The 12579-nt window shown below is 58.9% G+C and carries 7 protein-coding genes; 3 read left to right on the forward strand and 4 right to left on the reverse strand.

Features of this window, described 5'->3' with window-relative positions:
- Window positions 1–1365: 1365 nt before the first annotated feature.
- Window positions 1366–4428 (forward strand): TonB-dependent receptor, encoded by a 3063-nt coding sequence (locus CSQ93_RS19100; RefSeq protein WP_099379388.1) that lies wholly within the window; start codon window positions 1366–1368, stop codon window positions 4426–4428.
- Window positions 4429–4585: 157 nt separating this feature from the next.
- On the opposite strand, the gene CSQ93_RS19105 is transcribed toward CSQ93_RS19100, so the two are convergent.
- Window positions 4586–5311, reverse strand: coding sequence for a 16S rRNA (uracil(1498)-N(3))-methyltransferase (locus tag CSQ93_RS19105; protein ID WP_099379389.1), 726 nt, complete (start codon window positions 5309–5311; stop codon window positions 4586–4588).
- 196 nt (window positions 5312–5507) lie between these two features.
- On the opposite strand from CSQ93_RS19105, the gene tkt reads away from it, so the two are divergent.
- Window positions 5508–7505 (forward strand): transketolase, encoded by a 1998-nt coding sequence (tkt, locus tag CSQ93_RS19110; RefSeq protein WP_099379390.1) that lies wholly within the window; start codon window positions 5508–5510, stop codon window positions 7503–7505.
- 78 nt (window positions 7506–7583) lie between these two features.
- On the forward strand, window positions 7584–8594 hold the full coding sequence (gene gap / locus CSQ93_RS19115) for a type I glyceraldehyde-3-phosphate dehydrogenase (protein WP_010395244.1): 1011 nt from the start codon (window positions 7584–7586) through the stop codon (window positions 8592–8594).
- Window positions 8595–8660: 66 nt separating this feature from the next.
- Here the strand turns inward: gap and CSQ93_RS19120 are convergent, their stop codons facing one another.
- From CSQ93_RS19120 to glnE, 3 genes are all read right to left on the reverse strand, one after another.
- Window positions 8661–8855: a hypothetical protein gene (locus CSQ93_RS19120; protein ID WP_099379391.1), complete on the reverse strand. Its 195-nt coding sequence runs from the start codon at window positions 8853–8855 to the stop codon at window positions 8661–8663.
- Between the two features lie 137 nt (window positions 8856–8992).
- Window positions 8993–9769 carry a YoaK family protein gene (locus CSQ93_RS19125; RefSeq protein ID WP_099379392.1) on the reverse strand — a complete coding sequence of 259 codons (777 nt, stop codon included), beginning with the start codon at window positions 9767–9769 and terminating at the stop codon, window positions 8993–8995.
- Between the two features lie 13 nt (window positions 9770–9782).
- Window positions 9783–12536: a bifunctional [glutamate--ammonia ligase]-adenylyl-L-tyrosine phosphorylase/[glutamate--ammonia-ligase] adenylyltransferase gene (glnE, locus tag CSQ93_RS19130; protein ID WP_233516255.1), complete on the reverse strand. Its 2754-nt coding sequence runs from the start codon at window positions 12534–12536 to the stop codon at window positions 9783–9785.
- Between the last annotated feature and the right edge of the window lie 43 nt (window positions 12537–12579).

Raw genomic sequence — 12579 nt, forward strand, 5'->3', positions numbered from 1 at the left:
CGGGCCATTTTTCTGTTCCCTGGATGTTGTCGGCGGCCGGATTCGGCGCACGAAGTGGCGCCTCCCCTGACGCCCCGTTAGCACCGCTACATGACTTGCTGGCACGGCATGACGGTGAGCTTCCGCAGTGCACCATTTGGGTGCGTCAGCCTGTCGTTTCGTCGCCATGGCTGGCATTTGCAATGCGATAGGCTGACTCTGTCTGAACGATTGATGGCCGGGTTTCTTGTCTGTTTTTAAATATTACTCATTTTGCGCATGGGATGATTTTTGAAAGATCAAGTTACATACGTCCGTGCTCTAGCTGATCGGAAGATTGTTGAAGCAGCCAGAAGAAATTGAATATAAATGTATAGGCAAATTCTGATTTTTCTTGCCAAGTTGAATGGACAAGGAGCGCTGCAGCCATGCGGGGAGGGGGGATTTTCCGCAGCTTCGGGAGGGATGCCATCGTGGCGTGGCGGGGCAACGTGTTGCCGGCACTGCCACATTTTACCTTGGCGCACGGGCAGGAGCCTGCGAACTGGCAGCCTTCATCAAAGCCTGATTTTTATTTCAAATTATTGCGTGTAATAACTGTAGAAGTTATTTGATGCGATTCTCATCGATTGATGAGGTCATTGCATTTTTGAGTTATTTTTTTTGATTGTTCAGATATGGTTTTTTTGATGGTGCTGACTTTTTTATTTCGCGGAAATTGAATGCGGACAGTGTTTCTATTTATTCTTTATTTTGACAATGACTATAAAAACTTTTCTTCAAGAGTTTGATGGTAATTAATATATGTAATAACTTATATTCAAACGTGAAGATACTCTTGAAGGGTGTTCATACAATGTAATTGAAAACTTCAAATTTGAATAGTTCAATTCCATGTGGTGTTGTCAATTAGCAACAGGCCTGCGGCCATCCCGCATGTTCGAAACAGGCCATTTCAAGGGCTGCAGCGGCGCCATTGCAGGCATTTCAGGTGCTGGGCATGCGCGCGAGGGACACACAACAGCTTGTGTTTTTAAACAATATTTTTTCGCATATTAATATGCGTTTTTTTTGCAGTGCATCAAATTGGTGCATTGCCGCACAATCTTGGACGCCTTTGCCATTTTCCGGCTCTATTCATTTTGTTGTATCTTTGCATCATATTTTTCTACTATGTTGACAGTGAACAATCGCATATGGTTTTATGTATCGCTTAGGCAAGTAGGTTTTTCCTGTTTTGTCTGAAGCCTGCCATATCAGTGGTGGGAGAGTGTCAAATCATCAAAAACTAAAACCGGAAATAAAAACGTATTAAACATGATTTAGTGCTTAAAATTTACCAAGCAACTCTACCAGAGACGCTTAATCTAATAATTAGGAAACCACATGTTGAGAAAAACAGTTTTAGTTCGCGCGCTGGCGCTGGCCTTCAGCGCCGGCGCCATGTCCGCCATGGTCGTTGCGCCCGTCATGGCGCAGTCGAACGCAGCAGGTAGTATTTTCGGTAAGGTCGGCAGCGGCAGTGGCGATACCGTCGTATTGCAAAACACTGGTACCAACCAGACGCGTTCCACGGCAGTTGATGCAAACGGCTCATTCCGTGTCACGAGTCTGCCTATTGGTACCTATACCGTGACGCTGAAGAAGGGCGAATCGGTTGTTGGTACTACGTCGCTGGAAGTGCTGGCTGGTCAAGGCGTCGAGGCGATTTTCCCTGTTGCTGGCGGCGTTCAGGCCGTGCAAGTGACGGGCCGTCGCAACCGCATCGATATCTCGAGCTCGACCAATGGCGCGACCTTTACCGCACGCGAGCTGGACAAGTTGCCGATCGCACGTAACGTCGACGCAATCGTGCAACTCTCCCCGAACACCACCCGTGGCGACCCGACCTATCCTGCCGGAGCCAGCTTCGGCGGTGGCGGCGCTTCGGAAAATGCCTACTATATCAACGGTTTCCCGGTAACCAACCCGTTGTCGCAATTGGGCGCAATGGAACTCCCGTTTGGCGCGATCGCTCAAGCTCAAGTTTTGACGGGCGGTTATGGCGTTGAGTTCGGCCGGTCGGTTGGCGGCGTGGTCAACGTCACGACCAAATCCGGTACCAACACCTGGGAAGCCGGTGCCCTGGTATCGATCGCACCGAAGTCGTTGCGCGCCAAGTCCCGTGACATGTACTACGCCAATACCGGTGTTTTCCCGCAAACAGACGGGACCCTGCGTATTCGCCGCGAAGACAATGAATTCGAGCAAAAACAGTACTCCGCCTATGTCGGTGGTCCGCTGATCAAGGATACCTTGTTCGGTTTCGTTGCACTGGAGCAAACGCGTGCCGAAAGCAATGGCGTCTTTGGCGGCCGTACCGCGCTGACTAACGGTGATAACGGCTGGCGCGATTACAAGACCACCACCGAGCGCTACTACGGTAAGCTGGACTGGAATATTTCCGATAATCATCGTATCGAATTCACGACGATCGGTGACCTGCCGGAGACCAACACGCAATTCCGTTCGTATGATTACGCGACCCGCGCCGTCGGCAGCAAGGTCAACTCGTCAACCCACGAAGAATACGGCCCATTCAACCCGAACGGCGGCGAAGCAAATATCCTGCGCTACGTTGGTAACATTTCCGATAACCTGACCGTCACTGCCCTGTATGGCAAATCGCGTGCCAAGCATATCTATGAGCCTACAGGCTACGATCCAACGCTGGCACAAGTGAGTGCGGCAAAGGCGGATCAGGCGCCAGGCTTGAACTACTCGGGTGGTCAGCCGTTCTCGACCAATCAACCAGTCAATGGTTCCACCGACCGCGTAACGTCCAAGCGTCTGGATTTGGAATACAAGATTGGCAACCACACCCTGCGTGCTGGTCTGGACAATAACAAGATGTCCTCGGCAGACGCTGGCGACGCATTGGCTGGCGGCGCACTGTGGTTGTACGGCAAGACCCCAGATGCTACCAAGCCATTTGACGTTCCTGGCGGCCAAGTTGGCGCGCTGGCAGGCAAGGGCCCGCTCGCATCGCAAGGTTTCTATGTGTCGCGTGTCCTGTCCTCGACCGTATCGAATGCTTTCGCTGGTCAGGATGCTCAGTACATTGAAGATCGCTGGCAAGTGACGAAGGACGTGTTGTTGACCGCAGGTCTGCGTCGTGAGGGCTTCTACAATGCCAACCAGGACGGCACCAAATATATTGAGATGAAGAACCAATACGCTCCACGCGTAGCAGCAGTGTGGGATGTGAATGGCGATGCATCGTTTAAAGTATTTGGTAGCGCAGGCCGTTACACCCTGCAAATGCCAACCGTGATCGCTTTGCGCGGTGCAAACGGTTCGCTGAACACCAACCAGTATTACGCTTACACGGGTACGGATGCACATGGTGCGCCAACGGGCTTGACCCAGTTGACGGATGTCTTGTCTGCAAACAATGAATTCGGTCAAGCAAAAGATCCGAAAACCGTTGCTGCACTGGACATGAAGCCATCGTATCAGGATGAGTTGACCCTGGGCTTTGAAAAGGCCTACAACCCTAGCCTGAATTTCGGTGCCAAGGTTACTTACCGTACCCTGAAATCGACGATCGATGACTTCTGCGATGGTCGCGTGTTCGCAAAATACGCCAAGCGCAATGGTATCGATACTTCGAACTACGGCGGTTTTAACTGCGCATCGTTCAACCCAGGCGAAGCAAATGATTTCCTGGTTGACTTTGCTGGTACGCAGTCCAACTACACCCGCGTCCACCTGACGAAGGAAGACCTGGGCTTCGACAAGGCCAAGCGTACTTACGCTGCACTTGATGTGTTTGCTGAGCATCCATACCGTAACGGCTGGTATGGTAAGATCAACTACACGCTGTCGCGCAGCAGCGGCAATACTGAAGGTCAGACGCTGTCCGATACCACGACTGGCCAGGCTGACGTTGCAGCTACCCAGACCTGGGATTACGCAGCACTGATGCGCTATGCGGATGGCCGCCTGCCAAATGATCGTAAGCATCAGATCAAGGCTTACGGCTTCTACGACCTGACCCCAGAGTGGACCGTGGGCGCCGCCGCATTGCTCGCTTCGGGCCGCCCACGTTCGTGCGTCGGTACCAATCCGAACACGCAATCGGCAGACGATATCGGCTTCAACTATCAGTCCGCTTCGCACTACTGCTTCGGTGCAACTGGCAATCAGAACGTTCCTTCGCCGCGTGGTGCCGTGGGCAATCTGCCATGGGACAAAAACCTGGACTTGAACGTGTCGTATAAACCAGCTTTTGTGCCAGGCCTGGCAGTTAAACTGGACATCTTCAATGTGTTCGACACGCAAACCACGCAAAAAGTGGTCGAGCGTTACAACACCAACCAGGCACGCTATGCTCTGTATGAATCGGTACTGAGCTACACCGCACCTCGTTCGATGAAGTTCACCGCTGAGTTCAACAAGAAGTTCTAATTGTGTGATGGCCGCCGGTTTGCCGGCGGCTTGCAAAAGACACGATTTCAGTAAAAATGCCGCGCCCTGTCAAACAGGGCGCGGCATTTTTTTTGGCTATGTCCACGGCAGGCGTGGGAGCGCCCCCGGCGTTGCCTTCAATATGGTTTCTCGCCTCTTACATCCCGCCCCACAATGCCGCCAAGGTGGCCAGCGCCGTCAGACCCGCCGTTTCCGTGCGCAGGATGCGCGGGCCCATAGCCAGGCCGATGGCACCGGCGGCCAGGGCCGCCTTTTCTTCCGCTTCCGAAAATCCGCCTTCCGGTCCCACCATCACGGTGATGGCCTGCGGCGGCTGGTGGCGGGCCCAGTCGGCCAGCGACTGCTCTGCGCGCGGCGTCAGGATGATGCGTTTGTGTAAGTCTTGCTGGCGGCTCCAGTTATTAAAATCTTGCAATGGCGCCAACTGCGCCAGGCGGTTGCGCCCGCTTTGTTCCGACGCGGAAACGATAATGCCTTGCCAATGCGCGAGTTTTTTCTCGGCCCGTTCGGCGGACAGGCGCACGACGCAGCGCTGTGCCGACAGCGGCACGATGCCCGCCGCGCCCAGTTCGATGGCTTTTTCGATGATCCAGTCCATTTTGGACGCTTCCGGCAAGGCCTGCGCCAGGGTCACGGCGTAGGGCAGCTCCGCTTCGCGCGCCACGTGCGTCTGGATTTCCGCTGTCACGCTGCGCTTGGCAACCGTCACCAGGCTCGCCTGCACTTCGCCCCCTTCGCCATTGAACAGGGTGATGAGGTCGCCCGGCGCCAGGCGCACGACCTGGATATGGTGGGCGACAGCCTCCGGCAGGGCGATGGTGGTGCCGGCAACGAGCGGCTGGGGGCAGAAAAAACGCGGCATGCAAATCCTCAACGGGAGTATAAGTGGGGTGGAAAGACGTCAAAGTATAGCCATTTGGCGGGCCAGTACGCCGCAATTCTAATTTGCAGCCCCCTAGTCTGGTAAAATAGTTGACTACATAAAGCAGCCGGCCTGGGTTCTTTCTTGTCCGTGCTGTTGCAAACGAATCCCAAACTCGCGACTGACCCACACCACCATGACAACTACGCTCCCGACTACCAAAATGGCCAATGCGATCCGCGCACTGGCAATGGACGCTGTACAAAAGGCCAACTCCGGCCATCCAGGCATGCCGATGGGCATGGCCGAGATCGCAGTTGCTCTGTGGAGCGGTCACTATCGCCACAATCCCGCCAATCCTAAATGGCAGAACCGCGACCGTTTCCTGTTGTCGAACGGCCACGGCTCGATGCTGCACTACGCGCTGCTGCACCTGACCGGCTACGAGCTGTCGATGGATGACATCAAGGCGTTCCGCCAGATGCATTCGAAAACCCCGGGCCACCCGGAAGTCGATATCACGCCGGGCATTGAGACGACCACCGGCCCGCTGGGCCAGGGCATCGCCAACGCCGTCGGCATGGCCCTGTCGGAGCAATTGCTGGCTGCTGAATTCAACAAACCTGGCTACGACATCGTCAACCACTACACCTACGCCTTCGTCGGCGATGGTTGCCTGATGGAAGGTATTTCGCACGAAGTGTGCGCGCTGGCCGGCACCCTGGGCTTGAACAAACTGATCGCCCTGTACGATGACAATGGCATTTCCATCGACGGCAAAGTCGAAGGCTGGTTCACGGACGACACCCCGGCGCGCTTCGAAGCGTACGGCTGGAACGTCATCCGCGCCGTCGACGGTCATGACGTTGCCGCCGTGGCTGCCGCCATCGCCGCCGCCAAGACCGCATCGAAGCCAACTCTGATCTGCTGCAAGACCATCATCGGCAAGGGTTCGCCGAACCTGCAAGGCGGCGACAAGGTCCACGGCGCCGCGCTGGGCGACAAGGAAATCGCTGCCGTGCGCGAATACATCGGCTGGGATGCCGCACCGTTCGAGATGCCGGCCGACGTGTACGCTGCCTGGGATGCCAAGAAGCAAGGCGCCCTGCTGGAAGCGGACTGGAACGAGCGCTTTGCCGCCTACGGCCGTGAATTCCCGCAGCAAGCTGCGGAACTGAGCCGCCGCATGCAGGGCGAGCTGCCTGCTGCATTTGAAACGGCGCTGTCGGCCGCGATCGCTTCCTGCGTCGAGAAGAAAGAAAACATCGCCACCCGCAAGGCCAGCCAGAACGCCATCCAGGCGCTGGCTTCGTCCCTGCCGGAATTCCTCGGCGGCTCGGCCGACCTGACCGGTTCGAACCTGACCAACTGGAAAGAATGCGTGGCTGTGCGTTCGGGCCAGCCTGGCAACCACATCAACTACGGCGTGCGTGAATTCGGCATGAGCGCCATCATGAACGGTATCACCCTGCACGGCGGCTACATCCCGTTCGGCGCCACGTTCCTGACGTTCTCCGACTACAGCCGCAATGCCCTGCGCATGGCCGCCTTGATGAAACTGCGTTCGATCTTCGTGTTTACCCACGACTCGATCGGCCTGGGCGAAGACGGCCCGACGCACCAATCGGTCGAGCATGTCTCGTCGATGCGTTTGATCCCGAACCTGGACAACTGGCGTCCATGCGACACCGTCGAGTCGGCTGCTGCCTGGGGCGCCGCCGTGCGCCGCAAGGATGGCCCGTCGACCCTGATCTTCTCGCGCCAGAACCTGCCTTACCAGGAGCGTAGCGCCGAACAGATCGAGAACATCTACCGCGGCGGCTATGTGCTGAACGACGTGGCGGACGCCAAGGCGATCCTGATCGCCACCGGTTCCGAAGTGGAACTGGCCGTCGCCGCCGCCAGCGCGCTGGCGGCCGAAGGCATCAACGTGCGCGTGGTGTCGATGCCGTCGACCGACGTGTATGACCGCCAGGACGCCGCCTACAAGGCCAGCGTGCTGACCCGCGGCGTGCCGCGCGTGGCCATCGAAGCGGGCGTGACCAGCTTCTGGTACAAATACGTGGGCCTGGAAGGCGCCGTGGTCGGTATCGACACGTTTGGCGAATCGGCGCCTGCCGGCGTGCTGTTCAAGCACTTCGGCTTCACGGTCGAGAACGTCGTAGCCAAGGTGAAAGCCGTTATCGCTGGCTAATATTGATTTTGAGCAGACCCTGGCCATGTGCTGGCCGGGGGGCTGTGCTGATACCTTTTTTTTAATCAGGAGCAGAGTATGACGATCAAAGTTGCAATCAATGGCTACGGCCGCATCGGCCGTAATGTATTGCGCGCTTTCTACGAAGGCGGCAAGAAACAGGATATCCAGATCGTTGCCATCAACGACCTGGGCGATGCCAAATCGAACGCCCACCTGACCCGCTACGACACCGCGCACGGCAAGTTCCCGGGCACGGTCACCGTCGAAGGCGACAACATGATCGTCAATGGCGATCCGATCCGCGTATTCGCACAGCGCAATCCTGCTGAAATTCCATGGGGCGAGCTGGGCGTGGACGTCGTGCTGGAGTGCACGGGTTTCTTCACCACCAAAGAGAAAGCTTCGGCTCACTTGAAGGGCGGCGCGAAAAAAGTCATCATTTCGGCACCAGGCGGCAAGGACGTCGACGCGACCGTCGTGTTCGGCGTGAACCACTCCGTGCTGAAATCGACCGATACCGTCATTTCGAACGCTTCGTGCACCACCAACTGCCTGGCACCGCTGGTCAAGCCACTCAACGACGCCATCGGCATCGAAACGGGCCTGATGACCACCGTGCACGCCTACACCAACGACCAGGTGCTGTCCGACGTGATGCATGAAGACCTGCGTCGCGCCCGTTCGGCCACCATGAGCATGATCCCGACCAAGACGGGCGCCGCTGCCGCCGTGGGCCTGGTCCTGCCTGAGCTGAATGGCAAGCTGGACGGTTTCGCCATCCGCGTACCGACCATCAACGTGTCGCTGGTCGACCTGTCCTTCATCGCCAAGCGCGACACCACCGTGGAAGAAGTCAACGCCCTGATGAAGGCCGCTTCGGAAGGTGCCCTGGAAGGCATCCTGACGTACCAGACCGAACCGCTGGTCTCGATCGACTTCAACCACAACCCGGCTTCGTCGAACTTCGATTCGACCCTGACCAAAGTGTCGGGCCGCCTGGTGAAAGTATCGTCGTGGTACGACAACGAGTGGGGTTTCTCGAACCGCATGCTTGACACTACCGTTGCACTGATGTCGGCCAAGTAATTTTTTGACCACATAAGAAAAAACGCCCTTCGGGGCGTTTTTTTTTCGTCTGTTGCTTTCGTCCGCTTACTCAGGATCGACGTTGGCGCACTGTGCGTACCAGAGTTCGCAGTCATTGTTATTGCCCTGATAGCAGCTGTTCAAGAGATAGTTGCACGTATCCGGCGGTCTGCGTGCATGTTCGGTCGCGTTACTGGCAAACGAGGCGGCGATGCCGACGGCAGCGGCAAAGACAAATAGAGCTTTTTTGATGGAAATCATTTTTCTCGCTTTCACAATTGGACAACGGTAGGGTGTCAAATCAAAAGGCCGCACGGCAGGCAGTATGTGTCAACCAAGCGCAAGAAAATATTAGCATTAAAGCCAGATTTATATTGCTTTTAAGAAAAATATTTTTATTAACGCTGCCTGTACAGGCGGCGCCGGTAGAAGCGCCACAGCAGGCGCAAGTCGCGCAGCACGGGCACGCCCGACAGCAGGGTCAGTACGCCGGCAAGCAGGATGGTGGCGGCGGGAAAGCCGATGTGCTTGAAGGCCAGGGCGCCGCTGACGCCGCCGATGAAGAAGCAGGCGATCAGCAGGCTGTGCGTTCTCAGCTTGCCGCGGTTGACCTTCACCATGCGGTCCGGCAGGTGGCGCCGGTTGTAATACGCCATCTTGCCCAGCTCGATGCCGATGTCGGTCGACAGGCCCGTTACGTGGGTGGTGCGGATGACGGCGCCTGAAATCTTGGTGATGATGGCGTTTTGCAAACCCATGACAAAGCACAGCAGCAAGATGGTGACGGGACCCAGCACGTCGGGCATGGTGGCCAGGTAATTGCCCGTCAGGCCGAACAGCAGTAACAAGGCCGCTTCCAGCAGCAGGCTGGCGGCAAACTGGCTGTGCAGCCGGCGCCGCTTGCCCCAGTTCACCATGATGGCCGTCACGGCCGCGCCGCTGACAAAGGCCAGCCATGCTCCCAGCGCGGCCAGGGCCAGCGTGATATTGCCCAGTGCCAGGTCGTCCGCCATGCCCGAGACGATGCCCGTCATGTGCGAGGTATAGCCGCCGATGGCGAGAAAGCCGCCCGCATTCACGGCGCCGGCCACCAGCGCCAGTACGCAGCCCAGCTGCAGATTGGCTTGCGTATCGCGTGCCGATCCGCTCAGGCGCGACAGGTAATGGAGCGGCATCTTCGGGCCGGCCTCAGGCGGTGGCGCCGAAGATGGCTTGCCACAGGCGCATGACGTTGTCCGCATGCGCGCGCACGCGCTCCGGTTCCACGCGCGCCAGGTCTTGCCCCTGCAGGCGCAGCTGGTGCTGCAGTTTGCGCAGCGCGCGGTAGGCGTCGGCGACCAGGGCGGCGAGCTGGGCATCGATCAACCCCAGCTCGCCGCACAGGCGCAGCAGGGCGATATTGCCCGAGTTGGCCGTCAGCTGCGGATACTGCGCCGCATGCTGCAGCACCAGATATTGCACCATGAACTCGATGTCGATCATGCCGCCTGGATCCTGTTTCAGATCAAAGCTGCCGGGGCGGGGCGGGTGGGCGTCCAGCATTTTCTTGCGCATGGCCACCACTTCGCCCTGGAGCGGACCGTTTTCCGGCCGTTCCTTGCGCAGGATCGTGTCGCGGATGCGCTCGAAATGCTTGCCGATGCCGACGTCGCCGGCGCAGAAGCGCGCGCGCGTGAGCGCCTGGTGTTCCCACACCCAGGCCGCGCTGCCCTGGTAGCGCTCGAAGGCCTGCACGCTGGAAACCAGCATGCCCGAGGCGCCGTCGGGGCGCAGGGCGATGTCGATGTCGAACAGGATGCCGGCCGAGGTGTGCGAAGTCATCCAGGTAATGAAGCGCTGCGCCAGCTTGGCGTACAGGCCGGGCGCTTCCTGGTCGTCGTCGTCGAAGAGAAAGATGACGTCGAGGTCCGAGACATAACCCAGTTCCTTGCCGCCCAGCTTGCCATACGCGATGACGGCGAATTTCGGCACCTCGCGGTGGCGCGTCGGTAACGTTTGCCAGACGGCTTGCACGGTGGCGGCGACGATGATGTCGGCCAGCTGCGACAGGTAGTCGGCCAGCTTTTCCACGCTCAGGTCACCCGCCAGGTCTTGCGCCAGGCACTGGAACAGCTGCGCATGGTGTGTTTCGCGCAGGATATCCATCTGCCGCTCCGTGTCGCCGGGCGCGTCGTCGAGCTGGCGCTGCAGGTCGAGCGCCAGCGCGGCCGGGTCCGGCACCGAGTTGCGGATGCGTTCGTCCAGCAGTTCATCGAGCAAAATCGGATGTTGCGTGAGGAAGGTGGCGGCCCAGCCGCTGGCGCACACCATGCGCACGACGCGCTCGAGCGTATGCGGATACTCTGTCAACAATGACAGATAGGCCGAGCGGCGCGCAATCGCTTCCAGGAAATCGAGCAGCCGGCCCAGGGTGGCCAGCTGGCTGGCATTACCATTGGACACGGAGCAATCGGTGATCAGGGGCAGGGCGGAATTGACGAGGGCGACGAGGCGCGTGCGGCTCGCCTCGGGCAACGATTGCAAACGGGGCGCCTGCCACGTGGCCAGCAGGCGGCGCGCGCAGGCGGCCGGTTCATGGAAACCCAGGGCGGCAAAGCGCGCCTCGATGGCTTCCTGCTGGTCCGAGGCGGCGCAGTCGTTCGACGTCTGCGGGTCGATGCCCGTGTCGGCCGGCGGCGTGCTGCTGCTCTTGTCGCTGAACATTTCGTCAAACTGGCCGGCGACAAACACGCGGTGCGCTTCCAGCTGGGCCAGCAAGGTGGGCGTGTCGGGCAAGCCCATCATCTGCGCCACAGTGAGGCGGTCGGCGTCATTCGCGGGCAGGGTGTGGGTTTGCGCATCGTCAAGATACTGCAGCCGATGTTCGAGGTTGCGCAGGAAAGTGTAGGAGCCGAGCAGTTGTTCCACGATGGCCGGTTCCAGCAAACCCTTGTCTGCCACCGTGCGCAGGGTGGCGCGCGTGGAACGTTCGCGCAGTTCGGCGTCGCGCCCGCCCCGTATCAACTGAAACACTTGCGCGAGGAATTCGATTTCGCGGATGCCGCCGCGGCCCAGCTTGACGTTGTTGCTGCGGTCCGGGTGCAAGCGCTCCTGACGGTTGACCTCGGCGCGGATCTGGCCATGCATGGTGCGGATGGCGTCGATGACGCCGAAATCGAGGTAGCGGCGGAAGACGAACGGGCGCACGATGGCGTCGAGCGAAGCGATGTCCTCGGCCTTCCCCGTCACGGCGCGCGCCTTGACCCAGGCATAGCGCTCCCATTCGCGGCCCTGCACGATCAGGTATTGCTCCACCATGCTGAGGCTGGCGGCCAGCGGACCCGAGTTGCCGTTCGGACGCAAGGCCATGTCCACGCGGAAAGTAAAACCGTCTTGCGTGATCTCGGCCAGGGCGGCGATCAGTTTCTTGCCCATGCGAATGAAAAACTCGTGGTTGGACAGGCTGCGCTGGCCCGGCACGGTGACGTGCGTGTCGCCATCTTCCGGATACACAAAGATCAGGTCGATATCCGACGAAACGTTGAGCTCGCCGCCGCCCTGCTTGCCCATCGCCAACACCATCAAGGCCTGTTCCTCGCCCGATTCCTCGCCGACCGGCATGCCGTGCAGGGCCACCATCTCGGCCATGATGGCGTCCACATGCGTGCGGATGGCGAAATCGGCAAAGTCCGTCATGGCCGTGACGACTTCGTTCAAGTCGGCCTGGCCGTCAAGATCGCGCGCGATCAGGCCGCAGACGAGCAGGTTGCGCAGGCGGCGCATGGCCCTCTCGGGCGGCAGCGGCGGCGTGGCGGCGTTCGCCTGGGCGGCCAACTCGGCGGCAAAGTCGAGCTTGTCCAGCGGCGCGCGCACCAGTTGCGCTACCTGCGCGGCGCGCCCGGGGGCGGCGTCCAGCCAGCGCTGGTAGAAACGGGAGGCGGAGATCAAAGGCTGTGTACTCATGGTATCGGTAACTGTCTCGTGGATGCTGCGTGCATGTTCTTGT

This window comes from Janthinobacterium sp. BJB426 (genome assembly GCF_002735705.1).
Taxonomy (GTDB): Bacteria; Pseudomonadota; Gammaproteobacteria; order Burkholderiales; family Burkholderiaceae_D; genus Janthinobacterium.

Coding starts and splice junctions, on each gene's coding strand:
- CSQ93_RS19100 (WP_099379388.1), top strand. CDS start 1,366: ATGTTGAGAAAAACAGTTTTAGTTCGCGCGCTGGCGCTGGCCTTCAGC.
- CSQ93_RS19105 (WP_099379389.1), bottom strand. CDS start 5,311: ATGCCGCGTTTTTTCTGCCCCCAGCCGCTCGTTGCCGGCACCACCATC.
- tkt (WP_099379390.1), top strand. CDS start 5,508: ATGACAACTACGCTCCCGACTACCAAAATGGCCAATGCGATCCGCGCA.
- gap (WP_010395244.1), top strand. CDS start 7,584: ATGACGATCAAAGTTGCAATCAATGGCTACGGCCGCATCGGCCGTAAT.
- CSQ93_RS19120 (WP_099379391.1), bottom strand. CDS start 8,855: ATGATTTCCATCAAAAAAGCTCTATTTGTCTTTGCCGCTGCCGTCGGC.
- CSQ93_RS19125 (WP_099379392.1), bottom strand. CDS start 9,769: ATGCCGCTCCATTACCTGTCGCGCCTGAGCGGATCGGCACGCGATACG.
- glnE (WP_233516255.1), bottom strand. CDS start 12,536: ATGAGTACACAGCCTTTGATCTCCGCCTCCCGTTTCTACCAGCGCTGG.